The following is a 20,718-nucleotide window of genomic DNA, read 5'->3' on the forward strand; positions in this document are numbered from 1 at the left end:
CAAAATGCTACATAGATATGTTTTTAGCATGTATATAAAGGGGAAAGAGAAAACATCTAAAAAAAACAGTGAAGTCCGTTAGGAAGGTGAAAAAGATTGGGAGAGGCATTTACAGTTGCGAAAGATTTAGTTAAGAGAATACAGCAGGATGATGTTTTCGATTTAGCCGCACAATTGGCTTATTATTTTTTATTATCCATCTTCCCCCTCATTATTTTTATCATGACATTGCTTCCATATTTACCAATAGCCAAAGAGGATTTATTGGGCATGTTTGAAACATTTGCACCTGGAGAAAGCATGGATATAATTGAGTCCAACTTGGATCAAGTGCTCAGCAAAAATGGCACATTATTATCAATCGGGATTATCGGGACAATATGGTCTGCATCGAATGGCTTGAATGCGATTGTAAAAGCATTTAATAAAGCATATGATGTGGAAGAAACAAGATCTTTTGTTGTTGCAAGGGCAATGTCTATTGTATTGACCTTAGGCATGATCGCAGTGTTGGTTATTGCTTTACTGCTTCCAGTCTTTGGGGAACAAATAGGGATTTTTTTATTTAGTCAATTTAATTTATCAGAGGAATTTTTATCTGTTTGGAGAGCCATTCGCTTTTTAGTAACCCCTGTTATTTTATTTATTGTATTTTTAGCGCTTTATTGGGTGGCCCCAAATAAGAAAATGAAATGTGTCAGCGCTATTCCTGGAGCATTATTTGCAACAATAGGATGGGTTGTTGCTTCTTTAGGATTTTCCTATTATGTAGGAAACTTTGGGAATTATTCTGCTACATATGGCAGCATTGGGGCTATTATTATTACGATGATTTGGTTTTATTTAACAGGTGTGATCATTATGATAGGCGGAGAGATTAACGCTTATTTTACAGACAAAAAGAAAAATTGTTAGGTAAAATTGCCATTATAAAATGAGTGATAGGACACAAACTAGTAGAGGGGAATCACTTACACTTATAGGGGGCATTTACAATGACTAAACATACAAAAAAAGATGGCGGCACCAAACAAAAAGGAAAAAGCAAACCAAAACATAAAACGTCAGGTTCTGCAAATGGACAAAATGGCTATCACTAAGAATCTATAAACAAAAAAAGGATGAGTTTTAAAGCTCATCCTTTTTTGTTTAATTCCGAAGCAAACGAAGGCTATTTAATATTACTAATATCGTGCTGCCTTCATGGCCAATTACGCCAAACGGAAGATCTAATATTTGTAAAAAATTTGTACAGATAAGCAACATAATAACGGTTATAGAAAAAATAATGTTTTGTTTTACAATGCGATTCATTTTACGGGATAATTTAATGGCTTCCGATATTCGAGGCAAGTCATTTTTCATTAAAACAACATCAGCGGTTTCTAAGGCCACATCTGTGCCTTCTCCCATTGCGATGCCGACATTTGCGGTTGCAAGTGCAGGAGCATCGTTAATGCCATCACCTACCATTGCTACATTTCCAAACTTTTCTTTTAATTCTTTAATATAAGAGACTTTTTTCTCTGGCAGACATTCTGCCATATATTCATGAATATGGCTTTCTTCTGCGATGGCACTTGCTGTTTTTTTGCTGTCCCCAGTCAGCATAATGGTATGGATGCCTTGTTCTTTTAATGTGTGAATTGCCGACTTTGTTTCTGTTCGAACAATATCTTTTAAGCTGATAAGTGCAATTATTTTTTCTCCCTTTTGTACAAATACTACCGTTTTTCCTTCTTCAGAGAAACGATCATAGGCATGATTGGCGAAAATCTGTGCCTCTTTTTTACCGACAAATTGAGCTTTGCCAATTTTCCATTCTTCATTGTCTATTATTGCTTTTACTCCCCAACCAGAAGTATCTTGAATACTTTGCGGCTTGAGAACATCCTTTTTGTACATGGTTTTAGCATATTGCACAATCGATTTTGCCAAAGGATGATTAGAATGATTTTCAATGCTTGCGACAGTTAAAAGAATGGACTTTTCGTCTAGTCCCTTTTGTACAATTACATCTGTTACAACAGGTTTTCCTTTTGTAAGTGTTCCTGTCTTATCAAAAGCGATTGCTGATATATGGGCTAAGTTTTCTAAATGGACGCCTCCTTTAAAAAGAATGCCGTTTCGAGCGCCATTTGAAATAGCTGATAGAGTTGCTGGCATAATGCTCGCAACTAGGGCACAAGGGGATGCTACAACAAGTAAAATCATCGCTCGATAAAATGTTTCATTCCAACTCCAGTCAAATAGAAAATGGGGCAGAACCATCATAATTAAGACGATAGAAAGAATAACCTTAACGTACGTTCCCTCAAATTTTTCAATAAATGCTTGGGAAGGAGATTTTTCACTTTGCGCAGATTGCACTAATGTAATAATCTTATGAAAAAGTGTTTCGTTTGTATTTTTTGTAATTTCAACGGTGATTGATCCATTGATATTAACTGTTCCAGCAAAAACATCATCGTTTATTCCTTTTGCTACAGGAACGGACTCTCCAGTAATTGCTGCTTCATCTATGGCAGTATCTCCTGTAATAATTTTTCCGTCTGCAGGAATTCTTTCACCTGGTTTAATAAGAATCATATCAGAAATCACCAGTGATGCTACAGGGACAACTTTTTCCCTGCCATTTGGAAGCAGTTTTACAGCTTCCTCTGGCTGCAGACTCATTAGAGATGAGATTTCTTTATGGCTTTTATTCATTGTATAAGTTTCTAATGCGCCACTTACAGCAAATATAAAAATAAGAATAGCTCCTTCTGTCCAATAGCCGATGATAGCAGAGCCTATTGCTGCAAATACCATTAGCATCTCTACATTTAGCTCTTTGTTGGCAATCGTTTCTTCTATTCCTTCCTTTGCTTTGGCAAATCCTCCGATAATAAAGGCTAGAATATAAGCAGTGATCGACAATGGCTTATCTTCGAAATGGGCGAATAACCATCCAACTACAATAAGAATTCCACTTAATCCTGCAGCAATTAATTCTGCATGTGGCATTATTTTTTCAAAAAATGAACTTTCTGTCAGCTGTTTTTGCTTTTGATTAAGAATTTTTGTTTCTGCGGTCATTTTTACTACCTCCTATTTGATTCTTTTTTCTCAATGAGAGAGATAATCACATTCATTACCCTTAAAAAACACGAAAGCTGCCACCTATTTAGGTGACAGCATTATTTCTTCTTTGATGTCTGGACAAAAGCAATAAATAATTGCTTCTTGGCATAATGTATTTAATTATCTATATCCTACCATATAAATTATGTATTGAACATTGATTTGTTCATTAAAATTAATGTGTTTTTGCTAAACCTTGTTTTCCAAAAAAGAATAAGATTAGACTTAAAATAAAAAGAATGCTACTGATAAATAGAAAATAGCTAAACTCTTTAAAAAATTGAATAAATAGTCCACCTAAATAGGGTCCTGTTAAACTGCCTATGCTAAATGCTATTCCACATAATAAATTCCCTGTTGGCAAAAGATTTGTGGGAACTAGATCTGTCATATAACTAACGCCTAAGGAAAAGGTAGATCCAACATTCATGCCAGCAAGAAAAAGTAACAAGCAAATGATTGGCAGAAAATCTTCGAATAGACTGGCGGTTAAAAAGCAAAAAAATCCAACAAATAAAATAATGATCAATATTTTTCTTCGTCCGTATTTATCGCTTAATATGCCAAGAGGGAGCTGAAAAACAATCGCACCAATCGCAAAGGAGGTTAAAAGAAAAGAGATATGAACTACGCCCATGCCAATTCGAAGTCCATAAATTGGAAAACTGGAATTGAGACTTGATTCTAAAAAACCGTATGCTAATGGAGGGAGGAAGGCAACCCAGGCATATTTCATAGTACGAGAGAAGCGTTTTATCGTTTCCTTAAAGGTATTTATTTCAATCGTTTGCTGAGGAAAGTCATTTTGAATAAAGAAAACAAAAATCCATGCACATAAACACAAAAAGGAAGACAGAATAAAGGGGAAGGATTCATTTATTTTTATCAATGGAGTCAGCATAGGGCCAACTGCAAAACCAATCCCAAAAAACAGTCCATATAACGATATGTTTTTTCCTCGCTTTGCTTCTTCTGATTGAGAGGTAATCCACGTTTGGGTAGCGAAATGCAAAGAATGATCGCCAATGCCAATTAACAGCCGTAAACAGAACCAAAACCAAAATGATTTCCATAATGGAAAAAGGGTGAGTGCTGTAATGACTGTTAATCCCCCAACTAAAATAGCTGGTTTATAGCCGAATTTGCGGAGCGGGTATTCCATAAACGGTGAAATAAGCAATATACCAATATATAAGCCAACTGCATTTAATCCATTTAATGTCGAAGGAATTCCATCACTTTCAAAAATAACAGAAATAAGAGGAAGGAGCATGCCTTGACTAAACCCAGAAATGCTGATAATCGTAATTAATATCCAAAATTTTTTATTTTCCATAAATAAGTACTCTCCCCAAGATAAAATCATAGATGAAAAAAACTTAGTGTCCCTAAAAGATGTTAGCTGGAAAAGACTTGGTTTGCAAATAAAAAAGAACATGCTCTATAGCGGCATGCTCTTAGGTGAGTAAAGGTCATAAAGAGATTTCTTCTGCTTCTGCTCCAACATCTGCAAAATAGCGAATTTTATGTGGTGTAAATTTAAGCAGGACATAATTAGGATCATTTGGACCAGTCAGCCAATTACTTAATTGATCAGACCAAAAGGCTTCTTTATTTTCCGGTGCTTCATCAATTTCTACATTTGCTTCTACTTCACAATATGCCCCGTTATAGCCGCCGTTCTCTAAACCAAGCAGGATATGGACAGAAGGATTTTCTTCAATTGTATCCACTTTATGTGTTTGTTTATTCGTAGCGCTATATAAAGTTAATTCTTTAGCAAAAAAGAGCATAAATCGACTGTAAGGCTTATTGTCTTTAATAGTCGCTAATGTACCAATTTTATGGTTTTTAAATAGATGAATAACTTTATCTTTAGTCAAAACAGCAACACTCCTTTTGGGCTTATATACTACTATAATTTGTGTACTCTTTTTGTTTTTATCCTTCTTTTTAAGAAATCAAACTATGTTAAAATAAGTGGTGAGATTTGGAAGGAATGTCTCGTTGCTCCTATGTTTATCTTATGTATAAATGGGGAAAGTTAAAATTTAGAAAATGAAAGGAAGAGGATAGTGTGGTCAATAAAATTTTTATGTTTGCAGCTATTATAGGTGTACCATTATCTATTATTGGATCTCTTATGCATTTGCCGAGTATTATGATGTTTATTATCTATTGTTTAACCATTATTGCCCTGTCTAGTTTTATGGGGAGAGCAACAGAAAGTTTGGCAATAGTTGCAGGACCAAGAATCGGCGGTTTGCTTAATGCTACTTTTGGAAACGCAGTTGAATTAATTATTGCTATTTTTGCATTGCAACAAGGATTAACGGAAGTAGTGCTTGCATCTTTAACTGGTTCTGTACTTGGGAACTTGCTTCTTGTTGCGGGACTTTCCTTTTTTATTGGTGGAGTTAAATACAAAAGACAGCATTATAATGTTTTTGATGCGAGGCATAATTCTGGATTATTAATGTTTGCTGTTATTGTTGCATTTGTAATACCAGAAGTATTCTCCATCTCGATGACAGATCGTGAAACGCAGTCTTTAAGTATCGGGATTTCCGCTATTCTTATCCTTTTATATGTAGCGGCGTTATTTTTTAAACTAGTTACACATCGGGGGGTTTATCAGACAGAAGGAGAAAATAAGCACGCACATGAGGAAACGCCGGAGTGGTCTGTGAAAAAAAGCATTGCTATATTAGCTATTGCAACATTAGCGGTCGCATATGTTTCCGAGCATTTGGTACATACATTTGAAGTAGTTGCTGAATCATTTGGGTGGTCAGAGTTATTTATCGGGATAATCATTGTTGCGATTGTAGGAAATGCAGCAGAACATGCATCAGCTGTAGTAATGGCATATAAAAATAAGATGGACATCGCTGTAGAAATTGCTATTGGATCTACTTTACAAGTAGCGATGTTTGTTGCACCAGTACTTGTTATTATCTCCTTGTTTTTCCCAACACCGCTATCACTTGTATTTACACTGCCAGAACTTGTTTCAATGGCAGCATCTGTTTTGTTGATGGTTATTATTTCTAATGATGGGGAAACGAACTGGTTTGAAGGAGCGACTTTGCTTGCAGCATATGTCATTATGGGCATTGGATTTTATTTATTGTAAAGTTTATGAACAGTTAGTGGGGAAATGCATTAGCGCTGATTGCTCATAAATACAATAGGAAAAAAGGCAAAACAAAAGCCAATCCGTTTTCTTTACAGCGGATTGGCTTTTTTGCTATAGATCATCCTTTCTATTCTTTTTTTAATAAGTATATATTTACTTGTTATTATGTTTTCTTTAGGGAGTAAATCAAGTCGCTTCCATTGGATCACCAACCTTTATAAATTGTTAATGTACATACAATACTAGCTGATTGATGAGTTATTAAAATTATTTTTTTCCTCCTTTATTATTTTAAAAAAGCGATATGACTGGCTGCCCTCCTTCTATTTGATATCTTTATTATAAAGTAATTTTTGATAAATGTAAATATTCTGATTATTTATTTTTAAAATTTTATTCAAGATAATGGAGGCTTGTGCATATGTATTAAGGACAAGTAATTTAGAGGGAGAGAGTAAAATGGCAATATTTTATCGAAGTCTTTTTTATATAGTTGGGCTATTAATACTGTCATTTGGTGCCACACTGACGATAAAGGCAAATTTGGGAGCTGGTCCTTGGGATGCTTTAAATGTTGGGTTATCCCAATTAATTGGCCTAACCATTGGAAGTTGGATTATTATTATTGGCATCTGTTTAATTTTTATTAATGCGTCTCTTATGAAAAAAAAACCAGAACTATTGTCCCTATTTACAGTGTTTATTTTAGGTTTTTTTGTTGATTTCTGGATGGCGCATTTGCTTCATCATTTTAATTATTTTTATTTTATGAATCAGCTAATCCTTTTAATGGTTGGGTTAGTGGTTGTTGGCTTAGGGATTGCACTATATTTACAAGCAAGTTTTCCCTTAAATCCAATTGATCATTTTATGGTTAGCATTCAAAAAAAATTCGGTTTAAATATTATGGCAGCAAAATTAGTAGGAGAAGTGCTTGCCCTGGTGTTTGCGCTGCTTGTAAATGGACCAATTGGTGTAGGAACAGTAATTATTGCATTTGGAATTGGACCAGCTATTCAATTTTTTCATCCTTACTGCAATGGAATTATGAATAAATTATCGATTAAATAAAAAAACATGGATAGAAAATCAGAACTCCGAAGAAAATAACTATAGATAATTTATAGTTATTGTATTGGAAGGGAGTTCTTACCTTGATAAAAAAAATATCGACTGTTCTATTAACTTTTATCATGATGCTAACGATTCTAACACCTGTATCTGCTGAAAAAGAAAAAAAGAAACAAGTGGATAAAGAAAAGTCCCATCTAGTTGTTATTCCAAACTCGGTAACCAATATAGCAAAAGAGAATACGTATCCAAATCCGGCGCAAGATATGCCAAAACTGCAGCCGAGTGAATTAACACAGGAGCTGATTAATTCATCCAAAGTAAAAATTGAAAATCCTGATTTAATTCGCATGCTAAATGAAAGTACAGTAAATAGCACACCTTTTGCTCTTGGATATAAAGCTATTGTATATTTAGGACAATGGCCTCTTAATTATGAATCGACTGAAACAGCTCCAAACTGGGAATATCAAAAAATCAATACAAATTTTTATGATAATAGAGGGGGAAAAGCGCCTTATCAAATTCATTATGCACAAGAGGTGCAAAAGATTGTTCGAGGCGGTTTAACAGCGAAAATTCCAAGTGCGGAAGAAGTAAAAAAAATGATGCTAGTAAAAGCGACACAAAATTCTGGATTATCTCTAGGGTTTGAAACAGTGATTGGAATTGGAACGAAAAAAGACCATGTCTATAATATTCCAGCAAAAAAACTTGGTTATTTGTATGGATATGCACCGGCAGTAAATGAAAAAGGGAAAGTAACCTATGGGGAAGTTTATTTGATGCTAAAAGGCAGCAAAAAGACAATAGTTGTTAAAAATGTGACATCACAAGGCATTGGAGCATGGATTCCAGTCCAAGATCACGTATCATTTGGTTTTATAGCGAGCGATAAACCGAGATAATAGAAAAAATGGATGCAATTTTTATTTGCATCCATTGAGGCTGTTGACAAACGCTCGCTTTCTTCGTTATTCGCCTTGCTCGGATGCTCATTACCTACCTGGTAACTCCGCTCCTCCCAAGGCTTCACTCCTCCAAAGACAAACGTTTTCGATCAGCCTGAAAAGTTAGTAAAATAAGCTTTTTCTACACTCTGAATGGATGCAATTTTTATTTGCATCCATTTTTTTTATTTAGAAATAAGTGCTTTTCTTGTAGAAAAGTCTATATTTTGATAATAGCTGTTTTTTACCAATACATTGGGTCCTAAACATTGAACGCTTGGACAGTGGCAGTTAAGGGAAGATGCTAAATCTGTTTGCATCCATTTTTTGAAGATATCCTCTAATTGATCATGTTTAATATTTCCTAATGCCGGTGTATCGCCGAAGTCTGTCACAATTACATCCCCTGTGAAAATATTAACATTTAAGCGAGAACGACCATCAGGATCATTCCGTACGGTCACATTTTTGCTGCTATATAAGCGACTTAAAAGATTAAGATCTTCTTTTTTGCTGTTACATGGATAAAAAGGAAGTGTTCCAAAAAGCATCCATACATTTTCATCCCGAATATCTAAAAGATGGTTGATGCTTTCCCTAATCTCATCTAAGGATAAAGTTTCAAGTGTTGATGCAAAGTCAGAGGGATACATAGGATGTATTTCATGACGCTGACACTTCATTTCATCGACAATTTGTCGGTGAATATGCTCCAAATAAGGAAGTGTTCGTTTGTTTAGCATTGTTTCTGCAGATACTACGACACCAGCTTCCACTAATGCACGACTGTTTGTAATAATATTTTGAAACAATTTTCCTCGCTGTTCATATGAAGGTTTTTTTGCCATCATCGCAAATCCCCGCTCCGCAAACTCCTCTTCTGTTCCCCAGTTATGGGAAATATGAAGAACATCCAAATAAGGAATAACTGGTTCATAGCGATGCAAACTTAATGTTAAATTAGAGTTTAATTGGGTTTTAACACCGCGGCTATGTGCATATTTAAATAGTGGCACAACATAATTTTCGACTGATTTTGTGCTCATCATTGGCTCTCCGCCAGTAATGCTGATAGAACGCAAATAAGGAATTTCTTCTAGGCGTTTAATTAATAAGTCGATAGGAAGCGCATTGGGATCCTTTGGCTGCAAGGTATAGCCAACTGCACAATGTTCACAGCGCATATTGCATAAAGTGGTAGTAGTAAATTCTATATTGGAAAGTGTCAACTTGCCATGCTGTTGTATATCCATATATGCTTCCCATGGATCTATTTTGGGGTTTATGGATGTTTTTTGAGAAATCATGATATTGCTCCTTCTTCATTAAAATCTTTAGTCATTATTGAGCGAAAACATCTTAATGTCAAACCCTTTTTTGTTTAAAATTTGTTCAGCAGGGAAAAGAGTCAACAAGACTGAAAAAAGGGAGATGGCTCATATGTCTAATGAAAAACATAATAAATTAATGACTGGTATGGTAATAGGCGGACTTATTGGTACTGCATTTTCTCTCCTCGATTCGACTACAAGGAAAAATGTTCTGGAAAAATTTCAACATATAAAAACTAACTCAGAAAAAATATTTTATGAAATCAGAGAAAATCCAAAAGAAGCAAAAGAACAAATCAGTGAAAAACTGCATTACGCCCAAGCCGTAGTAAAAGATGCCTTCCGTGATGGACAGGCACTTTATGAACAGATACAACGGACGGTCGTTGCAAGAACTAGTGATGTAAAGGAAATTACACAAGAAACATTAGATACACTGCAGCATTCAAAAGGTGAAATACAGGCGATTACAGGAAAGTTAAAAGAAGCAGGCACTACTGTGATGCCAACACTTGAAACAAATAAGCCTCAGAATGAAGAGAATTTGCCTGCTATTCAAGGAAATCGTATGGTAAATATTCATCCCGTTCTTTAAATAGTTATGTTTGTAAAATGAATCTTATTAATAGTCTATCATAAATGATCACCACGATTGATAAATCATGGTGATGTTTTTTGTCAGTAGAAAAAGTCACTTGCATGTGTAAAAATATCAAAAATGTGCAAACATATAAAGAGGAAAGAAGCGGGAGTACATTGCCGAAAACGAAAAAATTCGGTAGGATGTATATAGTAGTGAAGGGAGAGAAAAGTATTGGGTAATTCTATTACAGGCAAAAATGAACAAGTAGACTTTTTAAAAACAAGATTAAATATGTTTTTAGAAGTATTGGATGCGATCGATCCAGAAGAAGCAGAATTAGAAGATATTGATCGTTTAATTGAAATGATTGATGATATTGAATTAAAATGCAATGAATTTAAACATAGAGATTTATAAGAAGAAATAGATCCCAGAGAAATCTGGGTTTTTATTTTTGGCTCTTTTCTAAAAGATTGTTGTTTTTAAATAGATTTTGTTCACTCAAATCGTTTATAAAGAAGCTGATTGGAGCGGAAATCAACTACTCTTTTTTGATTAATTAGCAATAAGGTTTATGAAAACAGCCTTATGTTTTTATTGGATAACGGAATAGATATAGTCCATTCTATTTAAAGAAAATAATTAAATTTTTAATAGGGAATATAGGGTTATTTTATGAAAACGATTGCATATCACTTCTCACATTTAAAGAAGAAGAGTATACTTTTTAGTGAAATGTTTTTTTGAATATTTAGGCAGATAGCAACAAAAATAAACGGTTTTAAGAGTAAGGGTTCTGAAGGGGGAAGAGCAAAATGTATTTGGAAAACTTAAAGAAAAGTGTCTATCAATTGATTGTGGAAACTTCAACAAATCTTCCGAAAGATGTACGAAGAGCAATAAAAAAAGCAAAAGTATTAGAAAGTGCAGGTACACGCTCCGCAATGAGTTTAGCCACAATTACGCAAAATATCAGTATGGCGGACGAAGAAGTGTCTCCAATTTGCCAAGATACTGGCTTGCCGACATTTAAAATAAAAACACCGATCAAAACGAATCAGCTGGAAATAAAAGCAGCTATTTACGAAGCAATGGAATTGGCAACGAAAAATGGAAAATTAAGACCGAATTCTGTAGATTCATTAACAGGTGAGAACAGCGGCAATAATTTAGGAGCAGGCACTCCTGTCATTAAATTTGAGCAGTGGGAAAAAGACTATATCGAATTAGCGCTGATCTTAAAAGGAGGCGGCTGTGAAAATAAAAATATTCAATATAGTCTTCCTTGTGAACTGGAAGGATTAGGAAGAGCAGGCCGGGATTTAGATGGCATCAGAAAATGCATTATGCACTCTGTTTATCAAGCACAGGGACAAGGTTGCAGTGCTGGTTTTATTGGTGTAGGCATTGGCGGCGACCGTTCGGCAGGCTATGATTTAGCGAAAGAACAGCTGTTTCGTTCGGTAGATGATACAAATCCAATTCCGGAACTTGCAGAACTGGAAGACTATATTTTAGAAAATGCGAATAAGCTTGGCATTGGAACAATGGGATTTGGCGGCGAAACGACCCTTTTAGGCTGCAAAATTGGTGTAATGAACAGAATTCCCGCAAGCTTTTTCGTATCTGTTGCCTATAATTGCTGGGCATTTCGCCGACTAGCAGTAAAAGTAAATACAGATAGCGGTGAAATAGCAGAGTGGAAATATCAAGATGGAGAGAAGATAGATTTTAGCAAAGAGCAAAGGCAAGACCCATCTGTTGATAAAGAAGAGGTTATTACACTCCAAGCTCCAATTAGCGAAGAAGAGATTCGCAAATTAAAAGTAGGTGATGTAGTACAAATTAATGGTCTGATGTATACAGGCCGGGATGCTATCCATAAATATCTAAGCACAAATGAAGCTCCTATTGATTTAAATGGCCAAATTATTTATCATTGTGGGCCGGTTATGCTAAAAGATGAAGATGGTACATGGCATGTCAAAGCAGCAGGACCAACAACAAGCATCCGTGAAGAGCCATATCAAGGAGATATTATGAAAAAGTTTGGCATTCGCGCAGTAATCGGAAAAGGCGGTATGGGACCTAAAACATTAGAAGCATTAAAAGATTATGGAGGCGTCTATTTAAATGCGATTGGCGGTGCAGCTCAATATTATGCAGACTGCATTAAATCTGTAGAAGGCGTCGATTTGATGCAATTTGGGATTCCAGAAGCAATGTGGCATTTAAAAGTAGAAGGATTTAAAGCAGTTGTTACGATGGATTCACATGGAAATTCCTTGCATAAAGATGTAGAGCAATCTTCTTTGGAAAAACTTGCTCAGTTCAAAGACCCAGTTTTCAAATAAAAAAGATTCAAGCAGCGGCTAGATAGCGGCTGCTTTTTGTTATTAATATCCAAGCATCTTTTCCTTCTTAACACAAACAATAAGAAAAAAGCTGTATAAGGAGGATGAAAAGTGAAGCAGTTTGTTCAATATGCTTTTATATTATGTTTGCTTTTGGGAATCAATTTAACGCCAGTACATGCAGTGTCTAATCAGCCAATTCATTGGGGATTTAAAAAAGCGGTAAATGAAGCGCCAGCAGAAGCCGGGAAAGAATTAGATGAGCTTTTGGAGAAATATGGAGCATATTATAAAGACAAAACAGATAAGAAGGTACTATATTTAACATTCGATAATGGCTATGAAAATGGCTATACTGGAAAAATACTTGATGTTTTAAAAAAGGAAAAAGTACCTGGAACGTTTTTTATTACTGGACATTATTTAAAAACAGCTCCCGATTTAGTAAAAAGAATGGCAAACGAAGGGCATATAATAGGGAATCATTCTTATCACCATCCAGATTTCACCCAAGTATCAGATGAAAAGCTAAAAAGCGAGCTCGAAAGTGTTGTTGCTGAAACTGAAAGTCTAACAGGGAAAAAGGGCATGACTTATTTGCGTCCGCCACGAGGGATTTTTAGTGAAAGAACATTAAAATTAGCAAAAGAAATGGGCTATACACAAGTATTCTGGTCACTCGCTTTTGTGGACTGGAAAACGGATCAGCAAAAGGGCTGGAAGTACAGCTATGATAATATTATGGCGCAGGTTCATCCTGGTTGTATTCTCCTTTTGCACACAGTTTCTAAAGATAATGCAGATGCACTGGAACAAGCAATTAAAGACCTAAAGAAACGAGGCTATATTTTTAAAAGTTTGGATGATATCAGTGTGAAGCGAGAAATGGATGAAGGAATTATAAATTAGGATTAAAGTGAAGCGGACTTAGTATAGACTAGGTCTGTTTTTTTATGGTGTATATGCTTCGAATTTTGTCGAAAAATAGCTAATTTGGGGAAAAATGAAGCAAAAGCCGTGAAAAGTGCAGACTAATCGATAAAAATTGCAACAAAAGGAGCAAAATGGAGCCTATATTATTTTACTTTTTACCTATACTGGATATTAGGGGAAAGAAGTATTAGTATTAATAGGATAGTGTTATGATGAAAAAATAATAAAATATTTATAGATAAATGTGGGAGTAAATAAATGAAAGATAATAAACAAACAAATTCAGTAAAATTAACGCAAGGGCAAACCTTTCCGTTGACAATAAAACGTTTAGGAATTAATGGAGAAGGTGTAGGCTACTTTAAACGCCAAGTGGTATTTGTTCCTGGTGCCCTTCCTGGTGAAGAAGTGGTTGTAGAAGCAACAAAAGTGCAGCCGAAATTCTCAGAAGGAAAAGTGAAGAAAATCCGTAAATCCTCTCCTTTCCGTGTAAAAGCCCCGTGCCCAATTTATGAACAGTGCGGCGGATGTCAGCTGCAGCATTTAGCATATGATCAGCAGCTTAAGGAAAAAAGAGATATTGTTCTTCAGTCATTAGAAAGACATACAAAGCTGAACGTAGAGAAACTAGATATTCGGTCAACAATAGGTATGGAAGAGCCATGGAAGTATCGCAATAAAAGCCAATTTCAAATCGGCCAGCAAAAAAATGGGAAAATCATTGCAGGACTATATGGAATAGATTCCCATCAGCTTGTTCCTGTACAAAATTGTATGGTCCAGCATCCGTTAACAAATAAAGTATCAGAAGAAGTAAGAAAAATATTAGAAGCGCTGAACGTTCCTATCTATAATGAACGAACACAAAAAGGTATTGTCCGCACGATTGTTACCCGGGCAGGTTTTCAATCAGGCGAAGTGCAAGTAGTGTTAGTTACAACACAAAAAGAAGTGCCACGTAAAAAATTGATTATGGCGGAAATTCAAAAAAGGCTGCCTGAAGTCAAATCATTGGTGCAAAATATTAACGGCAATAAAACATCACTTATTTTTGGCGAAAAAACATTGCATTTAAGCGGAGAAGAAGTGATTCAAGAAACATTAGGAGACTTAAACTTCGAATTATCGGCACGAGCATTTTTTCAATTAAACCCTATTCAAACGGTGAAATTATATGATGAAGTAAAAAAAGCGGCAAATTTAACAGGCAAAGAAAAAATTGCCGATGCTTACTGTGGTGTTGGAACCATTGGTTTATGGCTGGCAGATGGCGCGAGTGAAGTCCGCGGGATGGATACAATCGAAGCAGCGGTAATAGATGCACAACAAAATGCCGCCCGCCACAATATTAAAAATGCCACATATGTTACAGGGACTGCAGAACATTGGCTGCCAAAATGGGTAGAAGAAGGATGGAGGCCAGATGTTGTTGTGGTAGATCCTCCAAGAACAGGTTGTGATCGCAAACTGCTGGATGCCATCCAAAAAGTAAAGCCAAAAAAGTTTGTTTATGTATCATGCAACCCATCCACACTTGCTAAAGATATCGATTATTTGGCGAAGGATTATAAAGTGGAGTACATTCAGCCTGTAGATATGTTTCCACATACAGCACATGTGGAGTGTGTAGTGCAGATGACGTTGAAGAAGTCTTAAACAAATAATTGCTAAACCAACCCTAATTTCGTAAAAAACTTTTGCGAATTGGGGTTTTTTATTCGAAGTCATGTCCAAGGTGTTTTTTTCTCCAATTCGTTTAAATAACATTCTAAGTGAGAAAAGAAATAGGAGCATGAAAAAAGGAGGGATGCTTATTCAGCGATTATTGGAATGAGTGTGATGTTTTGTTTAGTTTAGTTGTTTGTTCCTGTAAATAAGCTAGCAGCTTGAACACATATTTGAATTAGAGTAAATAGGGAACTGTTTTGGTGATAATTAGAAATCATTATACTCCAATCCAATTTGGCAGTATATTTTATAGGATTAGATTAATTGAAAAAAGAAATCGAGTCTTTTTTCTTGTATAATGAAAGAAGATTCAATAATGGAAAGATAAATATTATATAGAATAGCTAATTATATTTATATAAAAAATTCATTTATTAAGGCTGTTTTAGTAAACTTTTTTGCGATTGATTCAGCATTGGGGAAGGTTGATTTCCGCTTCAGGATGCTCGCTTTCCGTGGGGCGGGCGGTGAGCCTCCTCGTCGCACAGCGACTGTGGGATCTCATCTGTCCCGCTACTCCCACAGGAGTCTTACACCTTTCGCTCCAATCAATTTAACTAGGTTTTGTTTAAAAAACTAGTCAAAACCAACAAGCTTTTAGAAAGGAGCCTTTATTAAAATAGATGCCTTTTTATGATGACATTTAAGTTTGTCTTTTCAGTTATCATAATTTTTGTATTAATGAGGGTGAAAAATGAAAAAGAAAAGAAAAGCAGCAGTCAACATTCTTTTCATAATAGTCATAGTTTTATATGGTGGATACTTATTGACAGAAAATACACTGAAACAAAATAATGAAAAGAGATTGATAAAATACTTGCCGATCATTTCAAGTGAATTGGAAGAAAATGATTTAAGTGCAGATGAGTTCTCTCCTGTTTTATTAGCCATTATGGATCAAGAAAGCCATGGAAAAGGGAATGATCCGATGCAATCATCTGAATCTGCCGGTTTAAAAAGAAATGAAATTGATAACCCTTATGAAAGTATAAAGCAGGGCGTTTTTCATTTTTCTGAAATGTATAAGTATGGAAATAGACTAGGAGTTGACTTGGAAACAATTATACAAAGTTATAATATGGGGCCAGGATATATTGAGTTTATAGCAAATAATAAATCAGCGCATAGTGAAAAATCAGCCAAAACTTATTCTGAATATATGGTGGAAAAATCTCCATCAATTTATACTTGTAATCATGATAAATTGAATTTTCGATATCCTTACTGTTATGGTGACTATACTTATGCTGAAAAGGTAACTGCAAAATTAGATGCAATGGATAATATTATTGAAAATAATTTATAGAATTCTTAAGCCATTAAAATTGCGAGTTGCAATGGAGAGCTATGCAGGAAATCTGAATAGGGAAGAATGCAGACATAGTTTGTCTATTTTATGAATTAGGAAAAGAGATAAAAAAGGGTATCTTACCTTGCAGCATGTAAGATACTCTCTTTTTAATTTTAAGCTCCCTCTTGCATAGATTGATTGTCACTTTTAAAACTTAGCCCATAATAGTAATACAATCCTTTTTTGCGCATCCATTGGACTTGCACAAAAGCGTCGTTTTCTGTTTTTTCTTTCATAACAAAGGAAAATGTTTGTTGCTTTATACGCTTTCTCGTTTTTAATTGGCAGCCTGAATTGCTGAGATCTACTAATTTTCCTTCTATCGATTGATCAATCAATTGGATGTTAACTGGAATATTTGTTTTTTGTCTAATAGATTTTCGGTTTAGTTTTTTAGGATTTTTTTTCGTTTTATGGAAAAAGCCGATTATCGCTCCTAATACAGAAGCATTTTCATAAACTTTATTAGAATAAATATCAATTGATTCAACAAATAAAGCAGAAATTAAAGATCTATATTGATCATTATTTACATCTAAAAAGGATATTCCAATATAATAAGAATCCTTTATTTTTGTTACCCAATGTTTTTGCAGCTTTAATCCAAGTAGAGTATTAGTGCTTAAATATAAGTAGTTGTTATTAGAAATAAATTGAAAAGTATCAAAATCCTTTTGCTTTATTTCAATTCTAGCCCCGTGCTCACTCATGTCTGTAATCGTACATGGTATTTGCAGCCCTCGGTTTTGTTTATTAGAGAGAGTGGCAGCTAAGTTGACCATAAATCTTTCTGCTCCTCTGAATCTTGGACGCTCTACTGTAATTAACAAGGCAATAGCAATGGCTAATGCATTATAAATAACCCAAAAAACATTAATGATGAGCATATCGATATTTGGGTAAATCTTCATTGGCGTGAAAACATGCAGGCATACCAACAGTAAGGAAATGACAGACATAACTAATAAAATAATATAAGGAAGGCTAATTTCCCAAAGGAAGCTTCGTTCATTATTTTGAATTCCTTTTTTTGTTACATTAAATTTTCCTTTTTCTTTTAAAAAAATTTCTGATAACACGGAAAAAGCCATATATGGCGCCAATGTCACTTCATAAACATGGCTCCATAAAACGCTGCGTTTGCTGTCTGCCATTCTTCTGAAAGCAAGCAAGGAAGATAAAAATGCTGGAAACCAAAAGATTATTAATGTAGAAAAATTTGTTTGTATGCTGTATATAGAAAATAGCAGAAAAAGCAATGGTGCCAATAAATAAATCATTTTATAGACACCAAAGAACCAATAGTGGATTCCATCCAAATAGAGCAGACGCTGCATCAATGATAATCCTTTAATGTTCAGCGGATTCCATTTGCGTGCTACTTGAATATTGCCACGGCACCATCTATCTCTTTGTTTAATTAAATCAGGGAAAGTTTCAGCTGAAAGACCAACGGCTAATGTTTCATTTACAAACACAGATTTTTGACTTTTTGTTTGCAGAAGCATTCCTGTAGCCATATCTTCTGTAATGACGCCTGTTGCAAAACCGCCGATCTTATCTAAAGCTGTTCTCCGAAACAATGCGTTGCTCCCGACATACATAGTCGAATTAAAACGATCTTTCCCTTCTTCTAATCTTCTCATAAAAAAGTCTTGTTCGTTCGTTAGTCTTTCTTCATAAAATAGGTTGTACTGAAAAGGATCTGCGTTATAAAAAACTTGTGGTGCTTGAACAAATGTTACTTGGTCGTCCTTGAAATAGCCTAGTGTTCGTTCTAAGAAGTTGATTTTCGGCACCATATCAGCATCCATCGTCACAATAATATCCCCATTTGTTACACTCATTGCATGATTTAAATTTCCTGCTTTTGCATGCTTATTATCTTCCCTTTTAATATAATAGGCTCCAAGAGATTCTGTCATTTTTTTGATTTCTTCTCTTTTTCCATCATCACAAACATATACCCGCAATTTTTCTTTTGGATATCGCATTAAAAGACAAGCAGTAATCGTTCTTTTTAATAAATCTGCTGGTTCATTATAAGTTGCAATAAATACATCTACAGTAGGAAGCTCCCTAAATGAGTATAATGGGATTATTTTTCGTTTAAAGGGTTTCCATGAGAGGATGGTAAAAGTTATTGATTGCGAATAGCCAGCCCATTCTGCTGCAAGCAATAATAAACCAAATATAAAGCTAACAATCCCAACAGTTGGAAGCGTGTAAATCGTTCTCCATACTAAATAAATGCCATTTAAAATCAAAAAAGCAAAAAGCAATATATATTTAGACCAAAGATATTTGCTTGCTAAGAAATATAACAGCAATAAAAGAATGGAAGATCCTGCTAAGCAATAAAGCATTTCTATATCCATAATATACTCCTTAATTTTTACTAGAATAGTAGTATGTCTAAAAAATACCGTTAGATTCTACTCTATCCATCGGTTATATTATAATAAAATACATAGGTATTTAGAACTACTAAAACTCAATTTTATAAGGTTGTTTTTTAAAAGATGGTTGTTTTGAAATAGGTTTTGTACACTTAAACCGCTTATAAAGAAGTTGATTGGAGTATCCTGAATTAGAAATTAACCACTCCTTTGTTTTGTCTATTTATCTCTATTTAATGGACTTTTTGCTCTCGATAATTAAAGTTTCTTTTTTAGGTAGAGATTGACTGAAGAAGTATTGCTTTTTACATTATTTTCATTTGCTAATCAAAAATTTCGTATATAAAAATAAATAAGTGAATGATATGATAATAGAAGAATATTAATATATATTGAGTTAGCTAAAAAATGTGAATGCTAATGGTACATAAGGAGAGCGGTATTATGGCAACATGGAAGCGTAATTTACTGGTACTATGGGTCGGAGTCTTTTTTACAGCAGCTAGTTTTTATATGGTAATTCCTTTTTTGCCCATTTTTTTATTGGAATTAGATGTACATGAACATACAGAGATGTGGTCAGGGTTATTGTTTAGTGCCGCTTTTTTTGCAGGAGCTTTATCTTCGCCATTTTGGGGAAGGGTGGCAGATAAATATGGCAGAAAACCGATGATTATTCGAGCTGGATTTGTTCTATTTATTGTTTATACATTGGCAGCATTTGTAACCAATCCCTATCAATTATTGGTTTTGCGGATTTTGCAAGGACTCTTGTCTGGGTTTATTCCAGGAGCAATTGCGTTGGTTGGTACAAATACTCCCGCTCATAAAACAGGATATGCACTGTCGATGATTTCAACTGCAGCTGCAACAGGGGGGATTGTTGGGCCTTTGCTTGGAGGAGGAATTGCGGAATTGGTCGGTAACCGTATTGCTTTTGCTAGTGCTGGTTTGATTGTCCTTTTTGCTACTGTTTTAATTATTTTTTGGGTAACAGAAGAGAATTTTACTCCGAGCAAGGAGAAGGGATCGGTTAAAAATGATATCAAAATTGCTTATGCAAATAAGCCTTTGATGCTTGTTTTGCTGTTGACGGTCATAACATCTTGTTCAATCATGACGATTGAGCCAATCCTTCCTTTATATATTGTTCATATAGGCGGTTCTTCAGATAAAGCTGCTTTATTGGCTGGTATTGTTTTTTCGTTGCCTGGGATAGCGAGTGTATTAATGGCACCTTATTGGGGGAAATGGGCGGATAAAGTTGGATTTAATCGGGTTCTATTTATTGGTTTAATCGGTGGGGGGATTGGAACAATTGCTCAAATTATATTTGCTGATATTTGGGGATTTTCTATTATGCGGTTTATTTTTGGGCTGTTTTTCTGTGCAGTTTTTCCAAGCTTAAATGGACTTGTTGTAAAGTCAACAACGGAAGATTTTCGTGGGCGAGCATTTGGTTTAAACCAAACAGCTAACCAAATAGGTGGGATGGCCGGCCCTATAATGGGTGGGGCCATTGGCGGGATTTTCCCTGCTCAAACAGTATTTGTTCTAACTGGTATCCTGCTTTTATGCGCGACAGGGATAGTTTTTTGGAAAGCAAATGTGTTAACTCCAAAGTATAAAAGAAATATAGCGCATGAAAAATAGTATAAAAATTACCCTTAATGTTTGAAAAGGGCTGTATCTAATTCAAAAATCTTGAATTGGAAAACAGTCTTTTTATTTTAAAAAATTCACAGAAACTTCATTA

Annotated in this window: 16 protein-coding genes; 11 read left to right on the forward strand and 5 right to left on the reverse strand. The window is 34.9% G+C overall.

Translation table 11 applies throughout. The features are described from left to right. Positions 1-96: 96 nt before the first annotated feature. Positions 97-915, forward strand: coding sequence for a YihY/virulence factor BrkB family protein (locus CWS01_RS13925; RefSeq protein ID WP_101177805.1), 819 nt, complete (start codon positions 97-99; stop codon positions 913-915). Positions 916-1,149: 234 nt separating this feature from the next. On the opposite strand, the gene CWS01_RS13930 is transcribed toward CWS01_RS13925, so the two are convergent. From CWS01_RS13930 to CWS01_RS13940, 3 genes are all read right to left on the reverse strand, one after another. After that, entirely contained in the window at positions 1,150-3,078 is a 1,929-nt protein-coding gene (locus tag CWS01_RS13930) for a heavy metal translocating P-type ATPase (RefSeq protein WP_101177806.1), read from the reverse strand. A 220-nt stretch (positions 3,079-3,298) separates the two neighbouring features. Then, entirely contained in the window at positions 3,299-4,459 is a 1,161-nt protein-coding gene (locus CWS01_RS13935) for an MFS transporter (protein WP_101177807.1), read from the reverse strand. Positions 4,460-4,595: 136 nt separating this feature from the next. Next, positions 4,596-5,006 (reverse strand): pyridoxamine 5'-phosphate oxidase family protein, encoded by a 411-nt coding sequence (locus CWS01_RS13940; protein WP_101177808.1) that lies wholly within the window; start codon positions 5,004-5,006, stop codon positions 4,596-4,598. Positions 5,007-5,200: 194 nt separating this feature from the next. On the opposite strand from CWS01_RS13940, the gene cax reads away from it, so the two are divergent. From cax to CWS01_RS13955, 3 genes are all read left to right on the forward strand, one after another. After that, on the forward strand, positions 5,201-6,259 hold the full coding sequence (cax, locus tag CWS01_RS13945; protein ID WP_101177809.1) for a calcium/proton exchanger: 1,059 nt from the start codon (positions 5,201-5,203) through the stop codon (positions 6,257-6,259). 462 nt (positions 6,260-6,721) lie between these two features. Continuing rightward, on the forward strand, positions 6,722-7,333 hold the full coding sequence (locus tag CWS01_RS13950) for a YczE/YyaS/YitT family protein (protein WP_101177810.1): 612 nt from the start codon (positions 6,722-6,724) through the stop codon (positions 7,331-7,333). Positions 7,334-7,416: 83 nt separating this feature from the next. Continuing rightward, on the forward strand, positions 7,417-8,241 hold the full coding sequence (locus CWS01_RS13955) for a YfkD famly protein (RefSeq protein WP_235852064.1): 825 nt from the start codon (positions 7,417-7,419) through the stop codon (positions 8,239-8,241). 227 nt (positions 8,242-8,468) lie between these two features. Here the strand turns inward: CWS01_RS13955 and yfkAB are convergent, their stop codons facing one another. Continuing rightward, the gene (gene yfkAB / locus CWS01_RS13960) at positions 8,469-9,590 is read right to left on the reverse strand and encodes a radical SAM/CxCxxxxC motif protein YfkAB (protein WP_101177811.1); all 1,122 of its coding nucleotides are present in this window, start codon (positions 9,588-9,590) and stop codon (positions 8,469-8,471) included. Positions 9,591-9,723: 133 nt separating this feature from the next. Between yfkAB and CWS01_RS13965 the strand changes: the two genes are divergently transcribed. From CWS01_RS13965 to CWS01_RS13990, 6 genes are all read left to right on the forward strand, one after another. Further along, positions 9,724-10,209 (forward strand): YtxH domain-containing protein, encoded by a 486-nt coding sequence (locus CWS01_RS13965; RefSeq protein WP_101177812.1) that lies wholly within the window; start codon positions 9,724-9,726, stop codon positions 10,207-10,209. Between the two features lie 219 nt (positions 10,210-10,428). Continuing rightward, positions 10,429-10,614, forward strand: a complete 186-nt coding sequence (locus CWS01_RS13970) for an SE1561 family protein (RefSeq protein ID WP_101177813.1) — start codon at positions 10,429-10,431, stop codon at positions 10,612-10,614. A gap of 398 nt (positions 10,615-11,012) precedes the next feature. After that, positions 11,013-12,551, forward strand: coding sequence for a fumarate hydratase (locus CWS01_RS13975; protein ID WP_101177814.1), 1,539 nt, complete (start codon positions 11,013-11,015; stop codon positions 12,549-12,551). A 138-nt stretch (positions 12,552-12,689) separates the two neighbouring features. Beyond that, positions 12,690-13,460, forward strand: coding sequence for a delta-lactam-biosynthetic de-N-acetylase (gene pdaA / locus CWS01_RS13980; protein ID WP_235852068.1), 771 nt, complete (start codon positions 12,690-12,692; stop codon positions 13,458-13,460). A 282-nt stretch (positions 13,461-13,742) separates the two neighbouring features. Further along, complete coding sequence (gene rlmD / locus CWS01_RS13985; RefSeq protein ID WP_101177816.1) at positions 13,743-15,140, forward strand: 23S rRNA (uracil(1939)-C(5))-methyltransferase RlmD; 1,398 nt, start codon at positions 13,743-13,745, stop codon at positions 15,138-15,140. Between the two features lie 766 nt (positions 15,141-15,906). After that, positions 15,907-16,518, forward strand: a complete 612-nt coding sequence (locus tag CWS01_RS13990) for a lysozyme family protein (protein WP_101177817.1) — start codon at positions 15,907-15,909, stop codon at positions 16,516-16,518. A 158-nt stretch (positions 16,519-16,676) separates the two neighbouring features. Here CWS01_RS13990 and CWS01_RS13995 read toward each other — a convergent pair whose 3' ends face one another. Next, the gene (locus tag CWS01_RS13995; RefSeq protein ID WP_101177818.1) at positions 16,677-18,941 is read right to left on the reverse strand and encodes a glycosyltransferase; all 2,265 of its coding nucleotides are present in this window, start codon (positions 18,939-18,941) and stop codon (positions 16,677-16,679) included. 465 nt (positions 18,942-19,406) lie between these two features. Between CWS01_RS13995 and CWS01_RS14000 the strand changes: the two genes are divergently transcribed. Next, positions 19,407-20,615: an MFS transporter gene (locus CWS01_RS14000; protein ID WP_101177819.1), complete on the forward strand. Its 1,209-nt coding sequence runs from the start codon at positions 19,407-19,409 to the stop codon at positions 20,613-20,615. Positions 20,616-20,718: the final 103 nt, after the last annotated feature.

Source organism: Niallia nealsonii (assembly GCF_002835805.1).
In the GTDB taxonomy this organism is placed as follows: Bacteria; Bacillota; Bacilli; order Bacillales; family Cytobacillaceae; genus Niallia; species Niallia nealsonii.